This is a genomic window from Chryseobacterium camelliae (assembly GCF_002770595.1).
Classification (GTDB): Bacteria; Bacteroidota; Bacteroidia; order Flavobacteriales; family Weeksellaceae; genus Chryseobacterium; species Chryseobacterium camelliae.
Map to the genome: position 1 here is coordinate 2,765,825 of NZ_CP022986.1, position 23,942 is coordinate 2,789,766.

Genomic DNA, 23,942 nt, shown 5'->3' on the forward strand with positions numbered 1-23,942 from the left:
CATATGTTTCACGTGGAACATAGATAGAATAAAAAATTAAAAGTTATACCCAACTTATCCACAATCCATCGCTTTTAACAGCGATTTATGCATAATCAATGAAAATTAAAGATCATTTTCTTTCACAGGAAATTTTTGATATTACAGAAACGGAAACTCAGGGAGTATTTAAAACCTCCCCTGTTCCGTCTGACCTGTCACGGTATTATGAAAGTGAAGATTACATTTCCCATCACCAGGATTCAGGAAGCCTGAAAGAGAAACTTTATAAATTCCTCCAGTCTTTTAACCTGAAATATAAAAAGACGATTCTGCTGGACCGGATTTCAAAAGGAGGAAAAGTACTGGATTATGGATGTGGTGCCGGGGAATTTGTAAAATTTATTGAAAATGATTTTGAAACGTTAGGATTCGAGCCGGATCCTGATGCCAGGTCTGCAGCCTCGTCTAAAGTAAAAAAAGTCCTGCTTCTTGATGATATCCGCAACATTGAAGACCACACCCTGGATGCGATCACCTTATGGCATGTCTTTGAACATATAGAAAACCAGGAGGAAATGCTCAGCATCTTCCATGATAAATTAAAGGAAAAAGGACTGCTGATCATAGCAGTTCCCAATCCTACTTCTTATGATGCCAGACATTATGGACCTTACTGGGCAGCCTATGATGTACCCAGGCATATTTTTCATTTTTCTAAAAACGGAATGGAAAACCTGATCAAAAAGAAATCCGGATGGAAGCTGAGAAAAATCAAACCTCTCGTCCTTGATTCCTATTACATCTCGATGCTCAGCGAAAAATATAAAAAATCACCCGTGTTTTGGCTGAAAGCAATCATTCACGGAACGATTTCGAATGTAAAAGCTCTTTTTTCTAACGAATTTTCGAGTTTGATATACATTATCGAAAAAAGATAGAAAATCGATTTTTGAGGCATTTATGAAGGTCAAATTTTCGCTTTTTTAGCAAAAATCGGGTTCTGAATGAAATTTTAAGAGCAAAAGTAGACTCTGAAAATTACAGGCGAGAAAATCAGAACTCCCCCTACTCTTCTGTTTTAAAATAATTTTTTTATTATCAGATAAAAAATTCATCAACCAAATTATTTGAATAAATCATAGGCGATGCAGATGATGCGTAATTTTATCTTGACATATCATTCGCAGACGTGAGGTTACATTTCCTCAACACAAAATACCTGAGTAAAAACAAAAGGTCCGCTGATTATTCAGCGGACCTCGTTTATAAAAAAAATATGTTTATTGATTGATGGCAGCCACTCCGGGCAGTTCCAGCCCTTCCAGGCTTTCTAGCATGGCACCGCCTCCGGTAGAAACGTAGCTCATTTTATCTGCATAGCCGAACTGTTTTACGAACGCAACACTATCACCTCCTCCCACTAAGGAAAACGCACCTAATTTAGTAGCTTCTGCTATACTGTCTCCTAATGCAATGGTACCGGCAGCGAAATTAGACATTTCGAACACGCCGATTGGCCCGTTCCAAAGGATCGTCCTGGAATTTAAGAGCACATCATTGAACTGGTCCCTGGATTTGCTTCCTGCATCCATACCCATCCATCCGGCAGGAATCGCATAAATGTCAACTTCTTTTCTCTCCGCTTCATTATTGAAACTTTCGGCAACGATAGTATCTGAAGGCAAATAGACTTTTACATTATGCTCTTTTGCCTTTTCCAGAATTTCTATGGCTAAGGATAGTTTATCATCCTCAACCAGTGAATTTCCTATCTTACCTCCTAAAGCTTTAATAAAAGTAAAAGACATCCCTCCGCCGATAATCAGATTGTCAACTGCAGGAAGTATATTTTCAATAACGGTTATTTTAGTTGAAACTTTAGATCCACCTAATATGGCAGTTATAGGCTTCTCACCGCTTTTCAATACTTTATCGATAGCTTGTAATTCTTTAGCCATCAATAAACCGAAAAATTTAGTTGATGGAAAGAACTGAGCAATAACTGCGGTAGAAGCGTGTGCCCGGTGTGCAGTCCCGAATGCATCGTTCACGTAGGCATCTCCCAGCTTTGAGAGCTGCTCGGCAAAACCCTCATCCCCTTTTTCTTCCTCTTTATGAAATCGCAGATTCTCCAGCAATAAGATTTCACCCGGCTGAAGTGCCTGAGCAGCCTGTTCAGCCTTTTCTCCTACACACTCGTCTACAAATTTCACGTTTTTTCCCAATACATCAGAAACTTCATCCACGATATGCCTCAAAGAGAACTCATCCTTCACTTCACCTTTAGGTCTTCCCAGGTGCGCCATCAGGATTACAGCACCTCCGTCTTCCAGAATTTTGTCAATGGTTGGCTTTACAGCGACCATCCTCGTATTGTCTGTAACTTTCAGCTGGTCATCCTGCGGGACATTGAAGTCAACCCGCACCAGAGCTTTCTTATCTTTAAAATTAAAATCTTTGATTGTTTTCATAAAATATCCTAGAATTTTCTCTTTCACAAATGTAAGATTTTAAAATCTGGGAAAGAATCGGAACAAATAAAAGTTTTCAAAAAAAATAATCCGCAGACCCAACACTCACTAACCAACAATTTCTTTTTCTATAAAAAAAAATAATGTTACTGTTGTTGAGTGTTGTGAATTTAGGGGATAAGTTTTCAGGAAATACTTCATAACATTTGTTTGGAGGTGCAATTCACATTTTATTTACATTATAATTTTTTGAAAATCAGTTTTTTCAGGTACTTATTAACAAATATGGATAACTTTTCCCCAATTTCCATTATGAATAACTGATTTCTGGAAAAGCCGGAGAATTTCTGCCGGAAAGTTCCGCGAACATTTTCCTTGAAAATTTGAAAAGGATTTCTATTACAAATTTTTTCAGTGTTACGAAACATTTATTTTGCCGGACTTATCCACACTTACTAACAAACCTTTTAACAATTAATCCCCGATCCGCTAACAAACTTTGTGAATATTCTTACCTTTGTAAGGAAATAGATCAAAAAGAGACTTAATAAAATTGTTATGAAAAGAAAAATCGCTATTGCGGCTGACCACGCTGGTTTTGAGTACAAAGAAATTGTTAAGAACTTTCTTTCAGAAAACTTTGAGGTTCAGGATTTTGGAACTTTATCCACAGCGAGTGTGGATTATCCTGACTTTGTACACCCCGCTGCGACCTCTGTGGAGAACGGAGAAAATGAGCTGGGTATCCTGATCTGCGGAAGCGGAAACGGAGTGCAGATTACAGCCAATAAGCATCAGAAGATAAGATGTGCGCTTTGCTGGATGCCGGAGATTGCAGTACTGGCAAGACAGCATAATGACGCCAATATGATTTCCATCCCGGCAAGATTCATATCCAAGGAGCTGGCTATAGAAATTGCAGAGAAATTCCTGTCTACCGACTTTGAAGGCGGCAGGCATCAGACCAGAGTAGATAAAATTGCATATTGCTAAGATGATACAAGGCTTGTAAATTGATTTACAGGCTTTATTATTTTTTATTCGTATATTTGCAGGGTCTGGCAGAAAAACAATCTGTCAATTCCATATAACCTGTAGTGTGCCGATGAGCATTTCTGTCAAAGGTTACCCCCACTTCTCCACTTTATACCATCAACTAAAAACTTCTGTTAACCGGCAGTTGGAAAGAAAATTGATGTTGTAAAGCAAATATTGCATTACATTTGAAGTAAAATCTTTGCGTATTTTTATTCCGTATTGCAGGAATGAAAAAATACAATCGTTAGAAAATGTAAAAAAAGGATCCGGAAAGGAATAATCAAAGCATTCAATTGTCCGGTCCCAAATAATCATCGGAGCCATGCGGCTCATAAAAAGAATTTAAAATGCCAAAAAAAAGAAAATATATAAGTCAGAAAAATGACCATAAGCTCCAGGAGATCGGAAAGCTGATCCTCCGTTATATGAATGAAAATTCAACAAAAGTTTATAATTACAAGCAGATTGCTGACGGAATCGATTATAAGAATCCGAGGCAGAGAGAGCTGGTCATCCAGGCGCTGCATAAACTGCAGGCGGCGGACAGGATCAAAGAATCCGAAAAAGGAAAATACATCGTTAACCTCAACATTAAGGGAACGCTGACCGGAACCATAGATTTTAACCAGTCGGGTAATGCCTATGTAAGTGTAGAAGGTGTGGAAGATGATATTTTCATCCATTCCAAAAATGTGAAAGATGCCCTTCAGGGCGATAAGGTTTTAATTGTTACGTATACCTACAAAGGCAAAAAGCTGGAAGGTTCCGTCCTGGAAGTTCTGGAAAGGACCAGAACGGAATTCGTAGGTACTTTGCAGGTCGTTCCTCATAAGGATTTCGGGTTTGTGGTCTGCGATAAGAAAACGATCAATACCGATATATTCATTCCGAAGGGTAAATTCGGAGGAGCGGAAAACGGTGACAAGGTGATCGTAAAAATGACAGAATGGAGACCGGGAGACAAAAATCCCGAAGGAGAGATCATCCAGGTTTTGGGCGCTCCTGGAGAGCACGAAACTGAAATCCATTCCATTCTTGCCGAATACGGACTCCCGTATACATTCCCTGAGGAAGTGGAGCGGGATGCTGATACAATAGACCGCAGCATCAATGATGAAGAAGTCGCCAAGCGCTGGGATATGCGTGATGTATGTACCTTCACCATTGACCCTAAGGATGCCAAAGATTTTGATGACGCCCTATCCATCAGGAAACTGGATAACGGATACTGGGAAATCGGGGTTCACATTGCCGATGTATCGCATTATGTAGTTCCGGGAACACTGCTGGATGACGAAGCATACCAGAGGGCGACCTCCGTGTACCTGGTAGACCGTGTGGTCCCGATGCTTCCGGAAGTACTGAGTAATGATGTCTGTTCCCTGCGTCCTAATGAAGATAAATTTACCTTCTCGGCTGTATTCCAGCTGGATGATCAGGCCAGAATCCAGAAACAGTGGTTTGGCAGGACAGTGATCCATTCAGACCGCAGGTTTACGTATGAGGAAGCCCAGGAAAGAATTGAAACCAAGCAGGGAGATCTTCAGGAAGAAATCAATGTGCTGGACAGGTTGGCTAAAATCATGCGTGCGGAAAGGATCCGACAGGGGGCCATTACCTTCGACCGCAGTGAAGTACGCTTTAATCTTGATGAAAACAATGAACCGATCGGCGTATACTTCAAGATCAGCAAAGATTCAAACCACCTGATTGAGGAATTCATGCTGTTGGCCAATAAAAAAGTATCCGAATTTATATCGCTGAATAAAAAAGGGGATATCTCACAGAATACCTTCATCTACAGGGTCCACGCGGACCCGGATCCGGCAAAGCTGGAAGCGCTGAGAGATTTTGTCTCTACTTTCGGATATAAAATGGATTTAGCGAATACGAAAAAAGTAGCCGAATCCCTGAACCGTTTACTGCATGACGTAAAAGGAAAAGGGGAAGAAAATATGATTGAAACCCTGGCCATGCGCAGCATGAGCAAAGCGGTTTATTCTACGGAACCGATCGGACATTACGGACTCGGATTCGATTATTACAGCCATTTCACTTCTCCGATCAGGCGTTATCCCGATCTGATCGCTCACAGGCTGCTTCAACATTACCTGAACGGAGGTAAATCCCCGGATAGGAATGCTCTGGAGGAACAGGCGAAACACTGCAGTGCCATGGAAAGGTTAGCTGCTGATGCCGAAAGGGATTCCATTAAATTCATGCAGGTGAAATTCATGGAAAAACACCTGGGCGAAACGTTTACCGGCGTAATTTCCGGGGTGGCGGAATTCGGGTTCTGGGTGGAAATTCCTGAGAACGGTGCTGAAGGGCTGATCAAGCTCAGGGATCTGGTAGACGATTCCTATACGTATGACGCCAAAACCCATGCGGTGTATGGCAACAGGCACGGAAAAAGGTACCAGCTGGGAGATCAGGTGCAGATCAAAGTGGTTAAAGCTAACCTAATACAGAAACAGCTGGATTTCAAGATTGTTGACTGATTATATTGCGAAGGTTAAATACACATCCTTTTTAAGAACAACAGAATTTGAATAAGTACTGATCAACTCTGGAAGAGTGAATCAATAATCAAAAATTTGAAAGATCACAAATTGTGGTCTTTTTTTCTTTTGTTTTAATTCAAACTCAAAGGCAGTTTTAATTCAAATAAAAATATAATCTTTAAATTTGGCTTTGAAACAAATTAGAAATGTTTGAATTAATAATTTCTGCCGTTATACTGGGGTTCATGCTGAGCTTGGTTTTTATAGGACCTATTTTTTTCCTGTTGATTGAAACCAGCTTTTCCCGGGGCCCGAAACATGCCTTAGCACTGGATATCGGAGTCATTTCAGCAGACCTGTTATGTATTGTTGCAGCCTATTATGCGAGTGCAGACATTGTAACGCTGATTGACAAGCATCCGGGGTTTTACCGCATCACCTCCATACTCATCTTTGCTTACGGAATCGTGATGATGGTTACCAAAACCAAGATGCACATGCACGGCGAAGAGAAATTCATCAGTCAGAATTACGTCAAGACGTTTGCCAACGGATTTTTCTTCAACCTCCTGAATGTAGGCGTTATTCTTTTTTGGCTGGTAACGGTGATTTCGGTAAGAAATCAGTATCCGGATACGGGCAATTTTATTTTATACATCGGCATCGTTATTGCCACCTATCTGGGCATAGACCTTGCTAAAATATTTCTTGCCAAACAGTTCCATGATAAGCTGACCCAGAAACTGGCTAACCAAATCAGGAGAATCGTAGGCGGAATTTTAATTGTTTTCAGCTTCTTTATTTTTTTACAGAGCTTTAAAAAATTCAATCAGTTTGACAAGAGGCTGGAAGAAGCCGAAAAGACTGAAGTAAAATACCAGAAACACCATGAGCAAAATAATACTTCCGGAACCACTAAAAAGCGGTGATGCTATTGCTATCATCTCTCCTGCTGGTTCTGTAGATCCCGCTCAGCTGGAGCAGGGATTGCAGATGATCCGCAACAAAGGCTTCGAACCTGTTTTGGGAGAGCACGTATACAGCCGTTTTTCAAACGGGTATTCCTATGCAGGAACCGAACAGGAAAGGATGGAAGACATCAGCAATGCCCTTAATGATCCTGACATCAAAGCGGTTTGGGCTTCCCGAGGCGGATACGGCTGTCAGCACCTGCTCCGGAAGCTTAAAATCAAATCATTCAAAAAAAGTCCGAAATGGTACATCGGCTATTCAGATAATACAGTGATCCAGAGTTACCTGATGAAGAAGGGATATGCTTCTGTCCACGGACAGACAGTAAAAACATCCAGCTTTGGGGTAACGGAAGAAAGCTATGAAAGGATCTTCGGTATCCTCGCCGGAAACCTTCCTGATTATACCCTGCTTCCCCACTCCCTGAACCGGTCCGGAGAGGCAGAAGGAAAGCTGATCGGAGGAAACCTTGCTCTGGTATATGCCCTTCTGGGCACCAAATATTCTTTTGATTTCAAAGACCACATCCTTTTTATCGAAGATATCGGAGAAAACTTTTACGCGCTGGACCGCATGATCATGAGCCTGGAGCTTGCCGGTGTCTTTAAGAAGATCAAAGGACTGATCATTGGTGGCATGACCAATATGGGAGAGGAAAAGGATAATGCAGAATATAATGAAAGCTTTGACGGACTGGCCTACCGGATCATCTCAGAAAAGGTTTCGGGATATAAGTTTCCGGTTGCTTTTGGCTTCCCGAACGGGCATATCCGGGATAACAGGCCTTTGATTATAGGAGGGCACCTTTCCTTAAAGGTGGGAGAAACTGTTTCATTACATTTCAGGAACTGATGCTGTATTCAAAATTCATATTAGCATTCTTACTGATGGTTGCCGGGATCGTACATTTTGTGAAACCGCAGATCTTTCTGAAAATTATGCCCGGTTACGTTCCGTTTCACCTGCCCATGGTATATATCAGCGGAATCGCTGAAATCGTCTGCGGAATCCTTCTGCTGTTCCCTGCTACTCAGAAGATCGGCGCCTATCTCTGTATCGCTTTGTTTATAGCCGTGTTTCCTGCCAATATCGAAATGGCAAGAAAGTTCTACCTGATCCATCATCAATATTTTTGGCTGACTGTATTAAGGCTTCCCCTGCAGCTTGTCCTGATCTGGTGGGCCTGGCAGTTCCGGAAATAAAGAAAGAATAGCATCGGTATATCGTCTTGTCAATGAAAATCAACAGCTTAAAATAAAACTCTCAAACTCAGGAACCCTCCTACCCTAAAACTCAAAAAATCGATGGCAACACACAATGATTTCGGTAAAAAAGCAGAAGATCTGGCTGTTGAGCATCTTCTCAGAAGCGGTTACAAGATCCTGTCACGGAACTTCCGCTTCCAGAAAGCAGAAATCGATATCATTGCTGAGAAAGAGGACCTGATTATTATTGTGGAGGTAAAGGCACGCTCTACCGATGCTTTTATGCTGCCCCAGGAAGCGGTTAAAAAATCAAAAATAAAACTGATTGTCTCTGCGGCGAATCGTTATCTTGAACAATACAACAGGAATGAGGAAGTCAGGTTTGATATCATTACCGTGCTTCCCGATGAGGAGAGAAATTTGGTTATCGAGCATATTATCCATGCCTTCGATGCCTTTGATGCCAATTAAAGAGTACGTTGCAGCAATCTACCAGTTTAACAGTATAATAATAAATCATGTACAGATCGTAATGGTACATTTAGTTTTAAAAATATAGAATTATGAAAACGATATTGGTGACCGGAGCCACATCCGGAATCGGGAAGGCAACGGCAGAGCTGCTTGCTGAGCAGGGAAACAGAATCATCATCTGCGGGAGGAGGACTGCTGTACTGGAAGAGGAAAAAAAACGACTTTCTGCTTTTACCGAAGTCCTGACGCTCAGGTTTGATGTGAGGAACCTTGAAGAGGTTGAACAGGCATTCAGCACGCTTCCTGAAGAATGGAGGACCATTGATGTCCTGATCAACAATGCCGGCAATGCCCATGGGCTCGATCCGCTTTCGGCCGGGAAAACCGATGACTGGGATTCGATGATCGACGGTAACGTAAAAGGACTGCTGTATGTTTCAAAAATGGTCATACCGGGGATGAAGGAACGGAATTCCGGGCATATTGTCAACATCAGTTCGGTAGCGGCCAGGCAGACGTATGCTAATGGTGTCGTGTACTGTGCCACGAAAAAAGCTGTGGATGTTATTTCCGAAGGAATGAGGCTGGAGCTGACCGAATTCGGAATCAGGGTAACCAATATCCAGCCGGGCGCTGTGGAAACCGATTTTTCACTGGTACGATTCAAAGGTGACCAGGAACGCGCAGCCACCGTATATGCAGGCTATGAAGCCCTGAGAGCTGAAGATATTGCCGATTCCATTGCTTACTGCGTCAATACGCCGAAGCACGTCTGCATCTCTGATATGACCATCTACCCTTCTGCACAGGCAGAGCCAAGGACCATTTACAGAAAGTAATTTCAGAATAATGGCTTACATTTGCCTATTGATAAACGGTTACAATTAAAATGAAAATATTATACCTTGAAACGTCTTCCAAAAACTGCTCGGTAGCGGTATCTGATGATGAAAAGCTTCTGTGCCTCTGTGAAGAAGTTTCAGAAAACTACAAACAGTCGGAGAGCCTACATACTTTTGTGGAATGGGCACTGGAAGGAGCCGGATTATCATTGAAAGAAATTGAGGCGGTATCATTAGGTAAAGGCCCGGGATCATACACCGGACTAAGAATCGGGGCTTCTTCAGCCAAAGGGTTCTGCTATGGCCTCAAAGTTCCTCTTATTGCCGTCAATTCCATGGAAAGCATGATAGAGCCTTTTTTAGGACAGAACTTTAATTACATTATATCTTTAGTCGATGCAAGGCGAATGGAAGTATATACGGCAGTATATGACGGTATCACAGGCAATGAGATTTCTGCTACTGAAGCCAAAATACTCGATGAACAATCATTCGTGGAATTCAAAGACAAAAAAGTAATTTTTGTGGGCGACGGAGCCAGGAAAGCAAAAGAAGTGCTGCAGCTTCCGGATGCAGTGTTCAATGATACCATCTACCCTTCCGCACAGTACCTGATTCGCAAAACACTGGAGAAAGCCGGAAACAAGGACTTTGAAGATATCGCCTATTTTGAACCTTTCTACCTGAAAGATTTCCATGGCGTAAAGAAAAAAAGGATGTCCGATCAGGATTGAATATAAAAAATAAAAGCGAAGACTCATCATCTTCGCTTTTATTTTATTGTGGTTTCGCAGGCATGTTACCGGAATTATTCTGCATCCGCATCTGCTGCATGTTAGAGTTGGTATTGTTGCCGGGTTTTTTCGGCTGGTTATTATTGTTATTCGGCTGAGCCGGCGGCCCGTTTAAAACGGCGTTCACATTCTGGGCCGTCCCCTGCTGGCTGGCAGCTCTGTTTGCCTGTGGGTTCATTGGATTTCCCCGGTTGTCCGTAGGCTGGAAGCTGAGGTCGCTTTTCAGGTAGTTGAGCATTTCTTTTGCTTTTAACCCTTCCGGCGTTTTGGAGTAATTCAGGGCAATCTGTTCCAGCTGTAGGATCATGACTTCCTTTCCGCTTGATTTTCCGGCGTTGAAAGCATTCAGCAGATACAGCTTCGGAACCATGGCATCCTTAGGATATTTCTGGATCATCTGGTCCAGGACCTCCCTGCTTTCCGCAAATTTTTCAGATTCAAATAAGGCATAGGCCCGTTTATATTCGTTTTCCACCTCCGGAGACGACTTTACAAATGTGCTGTTTTTAGGATTTCTTGCAAATTCAGCATAAGATGTATAGGGGTAATCTTTCAGGAGAATCTGTTTGGCTCTTTCTGCAGCCTGTGGATTCTTCAGGTAATTCATGGCAAAGATTTCATATAAAGCCTGCAGCATGACCTTTTCTTCAGGTTTTACATCCACCAGGTCATAGAGCGTTTTGGTGGCCAGCGGAGTATTTGTAAAATAGTTCTGATACATAATCCCCAGTCCCAGCGAGGCCGTGTCACGGTCTTTTTTCAGGACGTCCAGTTTGCTGGCGTCTGTAGGGATCTGTTCGATGTAAAAGGCCGGTTCATAACGCCTCGGATTCGGTGCTGCCGCTACGCCCAGAGCTTCACTCTTCATATCCTCAATGGTCGTCATTTTCTTGGAATACCTCCAGTTATCGACCAGCGCACGCTCTCCCCATACCTGTTTGAATGAAGAAGAACCTTTGCTCACCGTACCGGTATTGGAGAAATAAAATCCTCTGGAAGCCACTCCGAAATCCTCAAAAGAATTTGAGCTGTTGGCAAAGACAGAATTGGCGCTGTAATCTCCTGTATCGAAGCCTTTATTTCTCTCCGCGCGCCTTCTTTCCAGTTCCTCTTTTTCCTCTTTGGCCTTGAGCTTGGCAATGTATTTTGAAAAGAAATCTGTTTTCTGGGCATCGTTCATCTTGGCTAAAGCCAGGATGCTGTCGTTTTTCTTGATCAGGTAATAGTTTTTGGAAATCTTTTTGATGTAGGCAGCCTGATCCTGCAGAAGGATCTTGGAAGGCTCATAGGTCATTACAGCCAGGGCAGAATCATAATAGCTTCCGGCCCCGATATAATCATTCTTATCCAGGTAGTTCTTCCCTATTTCATAATACGCCAGTCCGCGTACCTGAGGGTCTGAAACTTTCTCTTTCAGGGATTGCCTGAAAAACTGCTGGGCCTCATCTTTTTTACCGGCTTTGTTGGCCATTAATCCCAGTGCGTAATAGAATTCATTTTTCCGGGATGAATAAGTTCCTTTGCTGCTGATGTTTTCGAGATAAGCCCTCGCTCCGTTATAATCCCCGGTCCCATTGAACGTCTTCGCGATTTCGATCTGTGATTTCACCTCAAATTCAAAATCATTGGCATATTTGTATGCAGCAAGGAAGCTTTCTCTTGCCTTATCGTTTTGGTTGAGGTTTTCAAGCACCTGCCCTCTCAGGAATGCAATCCTGCTTTTCAGCTTCCTGTCGGTATTCAGGTCGAAGGCACGGTCGAGCTCCTTCACGGCTTCCTGCTTTTTGCCTGCATCCAGCAGCGATTCCGAATAATAAATACTCAGTAATTTATCCTGGGATTTATCTACACCTTCCGCCCTTGTTTTTTCAAAAATCTCCTGCGCCCGGTGGTAATCCTTCATTTCATTGTAGGCTACTCCCTGGTAAATTTTGGCCAGCGGGGCTCTTTTATCATCCTTCATATGGGTAAACACATAATTGAGGGCGTCCAGTGCTTCCAATGGCTTATTCTGGTAAATCCTGGACTGTACCAGGATCATGTAGGCATCAAAAATCTGCTTGTTTTTTTCTTCCCCGTTTTTAATAACCGAATATTTATTGATCGCCTTTAAGGCTTTTGCTTCTGCAATCTGAAGGGTGGATGCCCCTTTCTTTTCCGGCTGATTGGGATCTTCCGAAATGGAATTTCCTGCATTCATTCCGCCTGGCACTCCCGGACCGCCCGGCATACCCTGTGGCATCTGCGGAGGCATTCCAGGGGCTCCCCTGCCATTATTGTTGGCCGGCTGCCGGTTCACTTCCGCCATTTTCATGGAATTTTCGGCAAAAGCAGCCGACTGGCCCAGGTCGCTGCCCAGAGGCTGGTCTTCGTAGGTAAGGATGGGGATGTATGGTGCGTAGAAATTGTCCTTATGGTTCTTATCCCTGCTTTCAAACTCACTGTTCAATGCATCCTTTGCATTGAACAGTGTATTGTAATATGTGGAAAATCCTTTCATGAATTTGGATCGCTGTTCCGGCCGTTTGGTTTTTGTGGCACAGGAAGCGACCAGGCAAAATGCTAAAAGGAAGAATATATTCTTTTTCATTATTCAATATAACTCGCTAATCTGCTTTTTATTATAAGCAGGTTGATAATTTTGTAAAAATAATAAAATTTATGTTGGGAAATGATTATATTTCTTTGAGGATTTTGTAAACCAGATGGGTGGGCAGCCCCATGATGGTATAGAAGCTTCCTGTCATCTTTCTGATTTTGGCCATGCCCAGCCATTCCTGTATGCCATAGCTTCCGGCTTTGTCAAAGGGCCTGTAGGTCGTGATATAATACTCTGCTTCTTCCCGGGTAACGCTGTCAAACTCAACTTCAGCGGCATCTGTCATGGTCATGGATTTTTCAGCTGTTTTTACCGTAATGCCGGTATATACAATATGGCTCCTCCCCGACAACTGACTGATCATAGCCCTTGCCTCCTTTTCATCCGCAGGTTTTCCCAGTATGGTGTTATCAATTGCGACTACCGTATCGGCGGTAAGGAGTACTTCATCACCGGTAAGGCTTCTGAAAGTGTCCGCCTTCAGCTGGGAAAGATAAGCGGCTGCCTGGTCTATGGCTGTTCCTTCCGGGAGAATCTCATCACAGTTAATGGATACCACTTCAAAATCGAAGCCTAATCCTGAAAGCAGTTCTTTCCTTCTCGGCGATTGTGAGGCTAATAGTAATTTCATCGTTTTAAACAGATTGTGTTTGATCGTCATTCCATGTTCCCTGGACTTTCATTACCTGTTCGATCACGTCGCGCACTGCACCGGTACCGCCAGGTTTCGGGGAGATGTAATCTGCGATCTCCTTAATTTCAGCAACGGCATTCGGCGGGCAGGCACCGATGGCGGAATGCTTCATGATATGAAGGTCCGGGATGTCATCCCCCATCGTCAGGATTTCTTCGTTCTTAAGTTTGTATTTTTTCTTGAAATCTTCAAAATCAACCATCTTGTCATGGGATTTAGGATAATAGTCTTCAATGCCGAGATATCCGATCCTGTGCTTTACCATTTCATCATTGCCGCCGGTGATCACGCCGATGCGGTAATTGTTTTTCAGGGCTTTAATCACCGCATATCCGTCCAGGACATTCATCACCCGGCACATATTGCCTCCCGGAAGAAGGTATACGCTCCCGTCGGTAAAAACGCCGTCCACATCAAATACAAATGCCTTGATATCTTTTAATTTCTCTTTATAGCTCATACATGTTCTGAATAGAATGATTCATTGTTTTATAGATTTCCAGGCTTTCACCATGAAGCAGTTGCTCATGAAGTTCCAGAATTCTCTTATCGTTGCGTACTGCGGGGCCTGTCTGTGCCTCTTTCGGGGCTACCAAATGAATTTTCTGCACAGTTTCATCGATCAGCGGAAGGAAGTAATCAAACGGGATCTCCTGAGAATCTGAAATTTCCTTGGCCCTGGAAAAAAGGTGGTTTACAAAATTGCATGCAAAAACAGCCGTCAGATGGATGTATTTTCTCTTTTCATAAGTACTTTCCATCACATGCCCGGAAATACGGGAAGCCAGTTGTAACAATAGGGTCTGGTCTTCTGCATGGTCTGCTTCGATGAAGAACGGGATTTCGGAATACTTCAGTTCCTTGGCCTTTGAAAACGTCTGCAAAGGATAAAAGCTTGCTTTACGGTACTCCCCTTTAAGGGTTTCTTTCGGGAGCGAACCGGAAGTATGGGCAACCAGGCAGTCTTCTTCACTGATCAGGCCCGAGACGTCCTCTACAGCATTATCGCTCACACAGATGAGGTACAGGTCTGCTTTTTCCGGGCGTCCTGTTGAGTAAGGAATATTCAGTGCTGAGGAAATACTTTTTAATTCCTGTTCATTTCTTCCGACAATCTGTGCTACGGGGACCTTATTCATCATGAATGCTTTCGCAAGGTGAAAAGCAACATTTCCGGATCCGATGATTACAATTTGCATACAACAAAGATAACGGTTTTCACTTAAGTTATGAGAACGTTGATGCCGGCTGCAGATATTGGCATTTGCTGCAAAGTGTTCAGGCATAAGATCTACAGTGTTGTCATTTCTAAAAGTATCCGGATGGAGACCGATTTTGTCGTAAAGACGGGGAGAATTCTTATATTTATCCGATAATGGATTAAAAATTGAATAAGTAATTTAACTTTCAGTTATTTTTGTAATCCAAAACAATGAAAGCATCTTATGAAGAGTAAGGACGCGGAGATTATTTCAATGATGCAGAATCCCCGGACGCAGGAAAAAGGCGTCCGCGCACTCATGGATGCTTATCAGAGTAGATTGTACTGGCATATAAGAAGGATTATTGTGGACGCGGACCTTGCTCAGGATACTTTGCAGGAAACATTTATAAAAGCTTATCAGAACTTTCATCAGTTTAAAAACGATAGCCAGCTGTATACCTGGCTGTACAGGATTGCTACCAATGAAGCCCTCCAGCAGATCAACAAACTGAAGAAGATGCAGAAGACGGATGAAGATCCGGATTATTATATGCAGAACCTCGTTGCAGACAATGCAGGAGGCGATGCAGAGGAAATACAGATATTATTGCAGAATGCCATACAAAGCCTGCCTGAAAAGCAGAAACTGGTATTTACCATGCGGTATTATGATGATCTGCCGTACGAAGAAATATCCAAGATAGTGGATATGTCCGTAGGCACGCTTAAAACCAATTATCATTATGCCAAACAGAAGATAGAGGAATATATAAAAGAAAATTACGACAGATAATTTCTGAAATGACCAAGATGAAAGAGTTCGATATAGAAAAATTAGAACGTAAGAATATTTACAAAGTTCCTGATGATATGTTCCGGAATATCCAGGATAGCGTAATGAAGGATGTACAGGCCCGTAAGAAGGCCCCTGTTTTTAAGCTGAACTGGGCTTATGCGGCGGCGGCATCAGTCGTTTTGATCTTTGGTGCTACATTTGTATTGAATTCCGGCGGAGATGATCCGGTGAATGATTCAGCCGGTACCACAAAAAATTATGCAGCAAATGCTGCGCCTGCCAGAGAAAGTGAACAGGCATACAAAGTTTTACAATCTGATTTAACCTCTGTTGAAAAAAGTAATCAAACAAGTGAAAATCGTGAAAATAATTCCGGATATGCCCAGACTTTGACAGACAAAAGCGATAAAAAACCACAGACAGTAAAAACTGTTTCTAAACAGACAGAAACTCAGATGAACGAATACCTGGATTCATTTTCCAATGCTGAAATCAGTGAACTGGCTAATAATTCAACCCAGGATGTCTATCTGGATCTGTATAATTAAGAGGAACATGAAAAAAATATTATTCACGCTTTTTATAATCTACGGTTTTGGCCTGAATGCCCAAAGGATGGATTATGACTGGAAGAAGATGGACCCGAAGCAGAGGAAAGAGATTATCAATAACCTGTCTCCTGAAGAAAGAAAAGATCTTCTTAAAAAATTCAGGAACAATATGGTAACCGATAACCTGGATATTGATGCTGAAGACAAAGCGGAATTTACTCAGCTGTATGATGAATACCTGGAAAACCAGAAGCAGATCAAAAGCCAGTTTAATCCGGATTTTGACCCGGAAGCCTTATCTGATGATGAAGCAAAAGCCAAGCTGCAGCAAAGTTTTGAAGTAGGACAGAGGTTACTGGATAACCGTAAAAAATATGCTGATAAAATGCAGCAGATTATTCCCTGCCAGAAAGTCCTGAAGCTGTTCCAGACCGAAGGGATGATGCGCGATAAAATGAACGAAAAGAAATCTTCACGGAATAAAGCTACGGGGCCTAAGCAGAACCCATAATAGTTTATTTTTTTAATGTTGGACGACTCTCATCATTCTTATGATGAGAGTCGTTTGATTTATGCCTGTTGGACCTGAGGAATTAAATCATTTTTTTACCTACATTAGGGATATGAAAAAAATACTTATCCTTTTGCTGTTCTCAGGCGTAGTATTAGCCCAGAAAACAGAAGTTATAGACCTTTCAAAATCTGTGAAGGACAGTAAGAATTCAGTCGGAAGTTTTTCCGTAATAGACCAGAGGGCAGACCAGCAGGTAGGATCGGTCATGTATCATGATGACCCGGTACCCATCCTGTTTGAACATAATGCATCCCAGGATATCAAAGATTGGTTTTATAAATACAACCCGGGAAAAGGCAGTAATAATATGGTTTTTTTACTGGAGGACCTGAAAGTGTCGGAAGACAAGAAAGAAAAGTATTCTGTCGGTAAGCTGGAACTTCGTGCCAGCATTTTTATGAAGAAGGACGACGGATACCATTTTGTGTACAGAAAAGATACAGTAGCCACGGTTTCATCACGGAATACCCCGTATATGGCACAGAGCCTGGCAAAGAAAATAACCCTTATTTTTACCGACCTCCTGAAAGGATCTTATACCAGGAATCCCTGGGATCTGAGCATCCGGGAAAACGAACTCTCTGATTATGCATCTTTGTTAAAGGGAAAGCTGGACATCCTTAAGGCAGACAGCCTTAAAGATGGCGTCTATAAAGATTATTACAGCTTCTTTACACACCATCCGGAATCCGGATTTGTATTACAGGCCAATGATAAAGGCGTTCTGACCAAAGCGGTGAAAGGAGAGGAGAAAACACCCTTAAGGAATTTCTATGCAGTCGTATATAAGGGTGTAGCCTATAAAATTATTCCTGTAGGCTATGCCGAAATTTTCAGAAATGAAAATGGTCTTTTTATAGAGGCTAAAAGGGAAGAATTGTTTCCGGCAAGCAATACGAGCTTTGCTCAGATCGGCGGGGCAACAGGCGGTCTGGTGGGTGGCCTGATTGGTGCCGTCATTGATGTGAGCACAGCAAAACAGAGAAAACGGATTCCAGGATCTGAAGTATACATCGATCCGCTCACCGGCAATTACATCTTACCGGAAGATTTCGGTAAATATAGATAAATCAAAAGAGACAGCCGCGAGCTGTCTCTTTTGATTGTTATGGCTTAGAATAAGAATACGGAAAATCCTTTTCATCCGTTCCCCGGTCTTTATTCGGCTGGGAAACCATTTCAAAATTCAGCTTTGCCCCCTTCATCAGTTCCTGATGACCGAGCCAGTTTTTGGAGTATTTTTTTCCGTTGAATTTTAGCGATTGTACAAACCGGTTATTGTCATTATTATTCCTCGCATTAACCTCAATCGTTTTTCCGTTTTCGAGATGGACGATAGCTTTCTTAAATAGTGGAGCACCCAGAACATATTGGTCCGTAGCCGGCGTTACCGGATAAAATCCGAGTGCTGAGAACACATACCATGCTGAAGTCTGGCCATTGTCCTCATCACCGCAATATCCGTCGGGAGTAGGCTGGTACAGGCGGTCCATGGTTTCGCGCACCCAGTACTGCGTTTTCCAGGGTTCCCCGGAATAATTGTATAGATAGATAATATGCTGGGCCGGCTGGTTCCCGTGGGCATACTGTCCCATATCGGCATTTACCATCTCCTGTATTTCGTGGATGGTTGAACCATAATAGTTGTCATCGTATACCGGCGGCATTTCAAAAATGGAATCCAGTTTTTTAGAGAACTCCTTCCTACCGCCCATCAGGCCGGCTAATCCTTCGATATCTTGGAATACGGACCAGGTATAGTGCCAGCTGTTTCCTTCCGTAAAAGCATCGCCCCATTTGAAAGGGTTGAAAGGGGCCTGGAAACTTCCATCCTGGTTCCTGCCACGCGCAAGCCTGGTCTCAGGATCAATCACTTTCCTGAAATTCTGGGAACGCCTGTAATATTCGCCCCATTCGGATTCAGGTTTTCCCAATGCTTTTCCTAGTTGGGCAATAGCAAAGTCATCATAGGCATATTCCAGGGTCCTTGCTGCATTTTCATTGATCTTCACGTCATAAGGCACATAACCCAGCTTCTTATAGTACCCGATGCCAAGCCTTCCGGTAGCCTGCGGCCCTTCGTTATTTGCACCATGGAGCAGGGCCTGATATAAGGTTTCAATGTCGTAGCCTCTCAGGCCTTTCAGGTAAGCATCAGCAACGACGGAAGCTGAATTGTTGCCGATCATGATATCGGAATAGGAGGGGCTTGACCATTCCGGCAGCCAGCCGCCTTCTTTATAATCTCTGATCAGCCCTTTCTGCATTTCTACATTGATGCCCGGATAAACCAGATTTAGGAAAGGGTAGAGTGCCCTGAAGGTATCCCAAAAGCCTGTACCTGCAAAACGGTATCCTGATTCAGTCTTTCCGGAGTACGGGCTGTAATGAACGATCTTTCCGGTTTTATCAATCTCATACATCTTATGCGGGAAGCAGAGCATCCGGTAAAGACAGGAATAGAATGTCCGCATCTGATCGATGGTTCCGCCTGCGACTTCCACTCTTTTCAGCTTTTCATTCCAGGCAGCTTTCGCTTTCGTGTAGGTATCATCAAAGGAATCTTTATTCAGCTCCCTCTGTAAATTCAGTTCCGCCTGCTCCTGGCTGATGAATGAAGAAGCAATCCTCAGATGGACTTTTTCCCCTTTCTTCGTCGCAAAACCTACGACTGCTCCACAGTGATCACCTTTAATTTCCAGTGCGCCCTGTACAAAATCTTTATCTTTCCATGCCGAATACCGGGTGAACGGCTTGTCTGCATAGATCACAAAATAGTTCTTGAAACCGGTGAGCTTACCGCGGGAATACCGGGTTGAGTAACCTGTAATTTTGTTCTGTGAAGGGATAATCGTAATTGCCGAGCCTTTATCAAAAGCGTCCACCACAAACCAGGAGTTTTCGGAGTCCGGATAGGTCAGGCGCATCTGGGCAGCTCTTTCCGTAGGCGCAATTTCAGCCTTGACATTGTGGTCAGACAGGTAAACACTGTAGTAATAAGGTTTTGATACTTCGGATTTATGAGAAAACCAGCTGGCTCGTTCATCCTCACTAAAACGCATTTTTCCTGTAACAGGCATAATGGAAAACATGCCGTAATCGTTCATCCACGGCGAAGGCTGATGGGTCTGTTTAATGCCCCGGATCTTATCGGCATCGTAGGTATACTGCCATCCGTTTCCGTTTTTCCCGGTCTGTGGTGTCCATAAGTTCATGCCATGAGGGACAGCTACCGCCGGATAGGTGTTTCCGTTTGATAAAGATGGTTTGGAAAGCGTCCCGATAAGCGGATTTACCAGCTCTTCAGGATGGGATACGGCATGTTCAACCCATTGCGATGGTACGGCAATAAAAGGGAAGATAGCCATCAGCAGGAGAATTTTTTTCATAAGTACTATTGATTTCGGCTTTTCTTAAAAAGATTTAAAGTGAAAAGGTAAAAAATATTTATTACATACAGGCAGGATTGCGGATTCTCACTAATGATCAATGGTTGTCATGCTATTTCGTGCAGTCCGGACTTTACTCCTATGATCAATCCTGTCCGGAAACAAAAGGGTATTAAAAATTCCCGGTTAAAATAATTTTTGCTCCATCGGATTAAGAATGAGGAATTACCTTTCAATTTATTATCTTTGCCAATTACAAGGTTCTTAAATGAAAAACATACGAAATTTTTGCATAATTGCCCATATCGACCACGGAAAAAGTACGCTGGCGGACCGTCTTCTTGAGTATACGAATACCGTGACTCAAAGAGAGCTGCAGTCTCAGACCCTGGATGATATGGATCTGGAAAAAGAACGAGGGATTACCATCAAGTCCCACGCCATCCAGATGGATTATGAATACAAAGGAGAAAAATATATCTTAAACCTCATCGATACACCGGGACACGTGGATTTTTCCTACGAAGTTTCCCGTTCCATTGCAGCCTGTGAGGGGGCGCTTCTTATCGTGGATGCGGCTCAGAGCATCCAGGCCCAGACCATCAGTAACCTGTACCTGGCATTGGAAAATGACCTTACGATCATTCCGATCCTGAATAAAATCGACCTTCCTTCAGCCAATCCTGAAGAAGTAACGGATGAAATCATGAACCTGATCGGGTGTGATTATGAAGATGTCTTAAGGGTTTCCGGAAAAACGGGAGAAGGCGTCCACCATCTGCTCGAACAGATTGTAGAAAGGATTCCTGCTCCGGTAGGTGATCCGGATGCACCGCTTCAGGCGCTGGTCTTTGACTCGGTATACAATCCGTTCAGAGGGATCGAAGCCTATTTCAAAGTGGTTAACGGAAGTATTTCCAAAAATGAAAAAATCAAATTCTTTGCTACCGGTAAAGAATACGGAGCTGATGAGGTAGGAACCCTTAAACTGAAACAGGTTCCTAAGAAAACCGTTGGATGCGGTGATGTAGGTTACCTGGTTTCCGGAATCAAGGATGCCCGTGAGGTAAAAGTCGGGGATACTATTACCTCATTCGATAAACCTGCTGCAGGGCCGATTGAAGGTTTTGAGGAAGTAAAGCCGATGGTTTTCGCCGGTATTTACCCGATTGATTCCGAAGACTTCGAAGAACTCAGGTTCTCTCTCGAAAAGCTGAGGCTGAATGACGCTTCCCTGGTTTTCGAGCCGGAAAGTTCAGCGGCATTAGGTTTCGGGTTCCGTTGCGGATTCCTGGGCATGCTCCACATGGAGATCGTACAGGAACGTCTGGACCGTGAGTTCAATATGAATGTGATTACAACGGTACCGAACGTATCGTATTTCGGGTATTCTAAAAAAGAGCCTGAAGTTCCGATCCTGATCAATAACCCGTCAGAAATGATGGATCCTTCCATCATGGACAGAGTGGAAGAACCGTTTATCAAGGCTTCCATCATTACCAAATCCGATTTTGTAGGCCCGGTAATGACTTTATGCATCGAAAAAAGAGGTGAAATCGTTAACCAGAGCTACCTGACTTCGGAAAGGGTTGAACTGGTGTTCAACATGCCGCTTGCAGAAGTGGTGTTTGACTTCTACGACAGGCTGAAATCGATTTCCAAAGGATATGCGTCCTTCGATTACCATCCGATCGGATTCCGGGCTTCCAAGCTCGTAAAAATGGATATCCTGATCAATGGGGATATGGTGGATGCTTTATCATCATTGATTCACGATTCCAATGCCTATTATATCGGTAAAAAGATGTGTGAAAAGCTCCGTGAGCTGATCCCGAGACAGCAGTTCGATATTGCCGTTCAGGCAGCCTTAGGAACAAAAGTAATCGCCAGGGAAACCATTAAAGCGCTGAGGAAAGACGTTACCGCAAAATGTTACGGAGGGGATATTTCCAGAAAGAGAAAGCTATTGGAAAAGCAGAAGGAAGGTAAGAAGAAAATGAAGCAGATCGGAAGGGTAGAAGTGCCGCAGTCGGCATTTATGGCAGTACTGAAGCTGAATGATTAATGAATTCATAGCCCTCGAATGGGTAAATAATAAAAGAAGTCCGCAGATCTATTTCTGCGGATTTTCTGTTTATGACACAAATCCTTTTTTTACGATGATCTAAACCGTAACTTTGTGTACTCACAACGCAAATCAGGGCAATGAACACTCCAAAGAAATTACAGGATATTAAAGTAGCGGTAGACGCAGTTGTTTTCGGGTATTTTGATAAAGAAGACCTTCAGATCCTTCTGATCAAAAGGAAAATAGAACCGTTCCAAGGAGGCTGGGCCCTTCCCGGCGGATTGGTACTTGATGATGAAAACCTGGACGATGCCGTTAAAAGGGAACTCCATGAAGAGGCAGGCATAAAACCCGATTTCCTGGAACAACTGTATACCTTTGGCAATGTAGGCCGTGATCCCCGAAACAGGGTAGTTTCCGTGGCTTATCTGGGGCTTGTGAACCCTTCATACCATGAACTGTCGGCTGACTCCGATGCAGATGATACGCAATGGTTCAGCGTCAACCGCTTGCCCGCACTGGCTTTTGATCACCAGACCATCATCGACCTGGCGTTGAAGAGGCTCCGTACAAAAATACAGTACCAGCCGATCGGATTCAATCTGCTGAATGATGAATTTCCGTTTTCAGACCTTGAGAACCTGTATAAGACCATTATCGGACAGGAAATCGACCGCCGGAATTTCCGGAAAAAAATCATGAGTTACGGACTATTGAACGAAACCAATAACCTCAAAAAAGAAGGCAGTGGGAGGCCGGGGAAAATGTTTACTTTTAATCAGGAAAAATACAAAGAACTGGAAGAGCAGGGCTTTTATTTTGAAATAAAATAGGTCCTGATCAGATGATAGCATCTGCTGATTGGTCAGCAACGGATAATTTTCATCCTTAAATACTTCATATACCTCTTCAATAACAACAAAACCCATAGGATTTTCATCAGGCATCATCCATCGTGTTTCACTGGAATTTATTGATTTGTCTTCATCAGCCTTTTCTAGATTGTAAATTTTTATATCTGAAAATCAGATACTTATTTTATTTAGCGTAAAATTAACGCAAATTAATTTGGCAGATAGAATCATATTCTTTTAAATTTGTGTAAAAATAACGCAATAGTTGAATTTATCTTATGGTCTATTGGGATTTGCTTTAATGGATGTACGGGATGAATTGAGAAATAAACACCAGACAAAAACGGAATATTATGGAAAAGACAGTATTGCATACGCAGATATTTCTGATCGAGGATTTCCTGACTGATCAAGAATGTGATCATTATATCACACAGGCAGAAGACCAGGACTTCGAAGAAGCAAAGATCAACATGAAGGGCAGGCAAGTGATGAGCAAAGGGATCAGGAACAATGACCGGCTGATGGTTTTCGATAATGAACTAGCTGAAAACCTTTTCAGGAAAGCCGCTGAATTTCTTCCCCAGTCCCATGAGAACTACCACATTTCAGGTTTTAATGAAATGTTCAGGATCTATAAATATTCGCCGGGACAGCGATTCAAGATGCATAGGGATGGCAGTTATGTCAGAAATGAAAATGAAAAAAGCTTTTACACCTTCCTGATCTATCTGAACGATGATTTTGAGGGCGGAGAAACCGAGTTTGAAGGCTTATTTACTGTAGCTCCGAAGAAAGGTTCTGCCCTGGTCTTTTATCATCCGCTCAGGCATGAAGGAAAAACACTGATCAGCGGGTTGAAGTACGTCCTGAGGACAGACGTAATGTATACTACACAATCATAAACGAAATATTGAATACATCTGTATTC

The 23,942-nt window shown here is 42.9% G+C and carries 22 protein-coding genes; 16 read left to right on the forward strand and 6 right to left on the reverse strand.

What is annotated here, in order from left to right; all coding sequences use genetic code 11:
• Window positions 1-98 precede the first annotated feature (98 nt).
• On the forward strand, window positions 99-920 hold the full coding sequence (locus CGB83_RS12780; RefSeq protein WP_100076138.1) for a class I SAM-dependent methyltransferase: 822 nt from the start codon (window positions 99-101) through the stop codon (window positions 918-920).
• Window positions 921-1,262: 342 nt separating this feature from the next.
• On the opposite strand, the gene CGB83_RS12785 is transcribed toward CGB83_RS12780, so the two are convergent.
• On the reverse strand, window positions 1,263-2,453 hold the full coding sequence (locus tag CGB83_RS12785) for a phosphoglycerate kinase (RefSeq protein WP_100076139.1): 1,191 nt from the start codon (window positions 2,451-2,453) through the stop codon (window positions 1,263-1,265).
• 558 nt (window positions 2,454-3,011) lie between these two features.
• Between CGB83_RS12785 and rpiB the strand changes: the two genes are divergently transcribed.
• The 8 genes from rpiB to tsaB all read left to right on the forward strand — a co-directional run bounded on the left by rpiB (window position 3,012) and on the right by tsaB (window position 10,222).
• The gene (gene rpiB / locus CGB83_RS12795; protein WP_100076141.1) at window positions 3,012-3,446 is read left to right on the forward strand and encodes a ribose 5-phosphate isomerase B; all 435 of its coding nucleotides are present in this window, start codon (window positions 3,012-3,014) and stop codon (window positions 3,444-3,446) included.
• Between the two features lie 392 nt (window positions 3,447-3,838).
• On the forward strand, window positions 3,839-5,992 hold the full coding sequence (gene rnr / locus CGB83_RS12805) for a ribonuclease R (RefSeq protein WP_100076143.1): 2,154 nt from the start codon (window positions 3,839-3,841) through the stop codon (window positions 5,990-5,992).
• A 209-nt stretch (window positions 5,993-6,201) separates the two neighbouring features.
• Window positions 6,202-6,924, forward strand: coding sequence for a LysE family translocator (locus CGB83_RS12810; protein ID WP_100076144.1), 723 nt, complete (start codon window positions 6,202-6,204; stop codon window positions 6,922-6,924).
• Window positions 6,884-7,819 (forward strand): S66 peptidase family protein, encoded by a 936-nt coding sequence (locus CGB83_RS12815; RefSeq protein WP_100076145.1) that lies wholly within the window; start codon window positions 6,884-6,886, stop codon window positions 7,817-7,819. The genes CGB83_RS12810 and CGB83_RS12815 overlap by 41 nt, the downstream gene beginning before the upstream one ends.
• The gene (locus CGB83_RS12820) at window positions 7,819-8,169 is read left to right on the forward strand and encodes a DoxX family protein (protein ID WP_100076146.1); all 351 of its coding nucleotides are present in this window, start codon (window positions 7,819-7,821) and stop codon (window positions 8,167-8,169) included. Before CGB83_RS12815 ends, CGB83_RS12820 begins: the two co-directional genes overlap by 1 nt.
• Window positions 8,170-8,271: 102 nt before the next feature.
• The gene (locus CGB83_RS12825; RefSeq protein WP_100076147.1) at window positions 8,272-8,643 is read left to right on the forward strand and encodes a YraN family protein; all 372 of its coding nucleotides are present in this window, start codon (window positions 8,272-8,274) and stop codon (window positions 8,641-8,643) included.
• Window positions 8,644-8,735: 92 nt separating this feature from the next.
• Window positions 8,736-9,485 carry an SDR family NAD(P)-dependent oxidoreductase gene (locus CGB83_RS12830; protein ID WP_100076148.1) on the forward strand — a complete coding sequence of 250 codons (750 nt, stop codon included), beginning with the start codon at window positions 8,736-8,738 and terminating at the stop codon, window positions 9,483-9,485.
• A gap of 50 nt (window positions 9,486-9,535) precedes the next feature.
• Window positions 9,536-10,222, forward strand: a complete 687-nt coding sequence (tsaB, locus tag CGB83_RS12835) for a tRNA (adenosine(37)-N6)-threonylcarbamoyltransferase complex dimerization subunit type 1 TsaB (RefSeq protein ID WP_100076149.1) — start codon at window positions 9,536-9,538, stop codon at window positions 10,220-10,222.
• A 43-nt stretch (window positions 10,223-10,265) separates the two neighbouring features.
• Here the strand turns inward: tsaB and porW are convergent, their stop codons facing one another.
• From porW to CGB83_RS12855, 4 genes are all read right to left on the reverse strand, one after another.
• Window positions 10,266-12,872 carry a type IX secretion system periplasmic lipoprotein PorW/SprE gene (gene porW / locus CGB83_RS12840; RefSeq protein ID WP_228419919.1) on the reverse strand — a complete coding sequence of 869 codons (2,607 nt, stop codon included), beginning with the start codon at window positions 12,870-12,872 and terminating at the stop codon, window positions 10,266-10,268.
• Between the two features lie 85 nt (window positions 12,873-12,957).
• A complete protein-coding gene (locus CGB83_RS12845) occupies window positions 12,958-13,512 on the reverse strand; it encodes a Maf family protein (protein ID WP_100076150.1) in 555 nt (184 codons plus the stop codon).
• Between the two features lie 4 nt (window positions 13,513-13,516).
• Window positions 13,517-14,035 (reverse strand): KdsC family phosphatase, encoded by a 519-nt coding sequence (locus CGB83_RS12850; protein WP_100076151.1) that lies wholly within the window; start codon window positions 14,033-14,035, stop codon window positions 13,517-13,519.
• Window positions 14,025-14,774: a Rossmann-like and DUF2520 domain-containing protein gene (locus CGB83_RS12855; RefSeq protein ID WP_100076152.1), complete on the reverse strand. Its 750-nt coding sequence runs from the start codon at window positions 14,772-14,774 to the stop codon at window positions 14,025-14,027. Before CGB83_RS12855 ends, CGB83_RS12850 begins: the two co-directional genes overlap by 11 nt.
• Window positions 14,775-15,020: 246 nt before the next feature.
• On the opposite strand from CGB83_RS12855, the gene CGB83_RS12860 reads away from it, so the two are divergent.
• The 4 genes from CGB83_RS12860 to CGB83_RS12875 all read left to right on the forward strand — a co-directional run bounded on the left by CGB83_RS12860 (window position 15,021) and on the right by CGB83_RS12875 (window position 17,769).
• On the forward strand, window positions 15,021-15,572 hold the full coding sequence (locus CGB83_RS12860; RefSeq protein WP_100076153.1) for an RNA polymerase sigma factor: 552 nt from the start codon (window positions 15,021-15,023) through the stop codon (window positions 15,570-15,572).
• A gap of 17 nt (window positions 15,573-15,589) precedes the next feature.
• Entirely contained in the window at window positions 15,590-16,123 is a 534-nt protein-coding gene (locus CGB83_RS12865; RefSeq protein WP_100077589.1) for a hypothetical protein, read from the forward strand.
• 7 nt (window positions 16,124-16,130) lie between these two features.
• Window positions 16,131-16,637, forward strand: a complete 507-nt coding sequence (locus tag CGB83_RS12870) for a hypothetical protein (RefSeq protein WP_100076154.1) — start codon at window positions 16,131-16,133, stop codon at window positions 16,635-16,637.
• Between the two features lie 112 nt (window positions 16,638-16,749).
• Window positions 16,750-17,769 (forward strand): YajG family lipoprotein, encoded by a 1,020-nt coding sequence (locus CGB83_RS12875; protein ID WP_100076155.1) that lies wholly within the window; start codon window positions 16,750-16,752, stop codon window positions 17,767-17,769.
• Window positions 17,770-17,806: 37 nt separating this feature from the next.
• Here CGB83_RS12875 and CGB83_RS12880 read toward each other — a convergent pair whose 3' ends face one another.
• Window positions 17,807-20,089 carry a GH92 family glycosyl hydrolase gene (locus CGB83_RS12880; RefSeq protein WP_100076156.1) on the reverse strand — a complete coding sequence of 761 codons (2,283 nt, stop codon included), beginning with the start codon at window positions 20,087-20,089 and terminating at the stop codon, window positions 17,807-17,809.
• Between the two features lie 268 nt (window positions 20,090-20,357).
• On the opposite strand from CGB83_RS12880, the gene lepA reads away from it, so the two are divergent.
• From lepA to CGB83_RS12895, 3 genes are all read left to right on the forward strand, one after another.
• On the forward strand, window positions 20,358-22,154 hold the full coding sequence (gene lepA / locus CGB83_RS12885; protein WP_100076157.1) for a translation elongation factor 4: 1,797 nt from the start codon (window positions 20,358-20,360) through the stop codon (window positions 22,152-22,154).
• Window positions 22,155-22,294: 140 nt separating this feature from the next.
• Window positions 22,295-22,990 (forward strand): NUDIX hydrolase, encoded by a 696-nt coding sequence (locus tag CGB83_RS12890; protein ID WP_100076158.1) that lies wholly within the window; start codon window positions 22,295-22,297, stop codon window positions 22,988-22,990.
• A 374-nt stretch (window positions 22,991-23,364) separates the two neighbouring features.
• On the forward strand, window positions 23,365-23,916 hold the full coding sequence (locus CGB83_RS12895) for a prolyl hydroxylase family protein (RefSeq protein WP_100076159.1): 552 nt from the start codon (window positions 23,365-23,367) through the stop codon (window positions 23,914-23,916).
• Window positions 23,917-23,942: the final 26 nt, after the last annotated feature.

Bases quoted from the DNA above. Each gene is read 5' to 3' on its own strand.
- CGB83_RS12780 (WP_100076138.1), top strand. From the start codon at position 99: ATGAAAATTAAAGATCATTTTCTTTCACAGGAAATTTTTGATATTACA.
- CGB83_RS12785 (WP_100076139.1), bottom strand. From the start codon at position 2,453: ATGAAAACAATCAAAGATTTTAATTTTAAAGATAAGAAAGCTCTGGTG.
- rpiB (WP_100076141.1), top strand. From the start codon at position 3,012: ATGAAAAGAAAAATCGCTATTGCGGCTGACCACGCTGGTTTTGAGTAC.
- rnr (WP_100076143.1), top strand. From the start codon at position 3,839: ATGCCAAAAAAAAGAAAATATATAAGTCAGAAAAATGACCATAAGCTC.
- CGB83_RS12810 (WP_100076144.1), top strand. From the start codon at position 6,202: ATGTTTGAATTAATAATTTCTGCCGTTATACTGGGGTTCATGCTGAGC.
- CGB83_RS12815 (WP_100076145.1), top strand. From the start codon at position 6,884: ATGAGCAAAATAATACTTCCGGAACCACTAAAAAGCGGTGATGCTATT.
- CGB83_RS12820 (WP_100076146.1), top strand. From the start codon at position 7,819: ATGCTGTATTCAAAATTCATATTAGCATTCTTACTGATGGTTGCCGGG.
- CGB83_RS12825 (WP_100076147.1), top strand. From the start codon at position 8,272: ATGGCAACACACAATGATTTCGGTAAAAAAGCAGAAGATCTGGCTGTT.
- CGB83_RS12830 (WP_100076148.1), top strand. From the start codon at position 8,736: ATGAAAACGATATTGGTGACCGGAGCCACATCCGGAATCGGGAAGGCA.
- tsaB (WP_100076149.1), top strand. From the start codon at position 9,536: ATGAAAATATTATACCTTGAAACGTCTTCCAAAAACTGCTCGGTAGCG.
- porW (WP_228419919.1), bottom strand. From the start codon at position 12,872: ATGAAAAAGAATATATTCTTCCTTTTAGCATTTTGCCTGGTCGCTTCC.
- CGB83_RS12845 (WP_100076150.1), bottom strand. From the start codon at position 13,512: ATGAAATTACTATTAGCCTCACAATCGCCGAGAAGGAAAGAACTGCTT.
- CGB83_RS12850 (WP_100076151.1), bottom strand. From the start codon at position 14,035: ATGAGCTATAAAGAGAAATTAAAAGATATCAAGGCATTTGTATTTGAT.
- CGB83_RS12855 (WP_100076152.1), bottom strand. From the start codon at position 14,774: ATGCAAATTGTAATCATCGGATCCGGAAATGTTGCTTTTCACCTTGCG.
- CGB83_RS12860 (WP_100076153.1), top strand. From the start codon at position 15,021: ATGAAGAGTAAGGACGCGGAGATTATTTCAATGATGCAGAATCCCCGG.
- CGB83_RS12865 (WP_100077589.1), top strand. From the start codon at position 15,590: ATGAAAGAGTTCGATATAGAAAAATTAGAACGTAAGAATATTTACAAA.
- CGB83_RS12870 (WP_100076154.1), top strand. From the start codon at position 16,131: ATGAAAAAAATATTATTCACGCTTTTTATAATCTACGGTTTTGGCCTG.
- CGB83_RS12875 (WP_100076155.1), top strand. From the start codon at position 16,750: ATGAAAAAAATACTTATCCTTTTGCTGTTCTCAGGCGTAGTATTAGCC.
- CGB83_RS12880 (WP_100076156.1), bottom strand. From the start codon at position 20,089: ATGAAAAAAATTCTCCTGCTGATGGCTATCTTCCCTTTTATTGCCGTA.
- lepA (WP_100076157.1), top strand. From the start codon at position 20,358: ATGAAAAACATACGAAATTTTTGCATAATTGCCCATATCGACCACGGA.
- CGB83_RS12890 (WP_100076158.1), top strand. From the start codon at position 22,295: ATGAACACTCCAAAGAAATTACAGGATATTAAAGTAGCGGTAGACGCA.
- CGB83_RS12895 (WP_100076159.1), top strand. From the start codon at position 23,365: ATGGAAAAGACAGTATTGCATACGCAGATATTTCTGATCGAGGATTTC.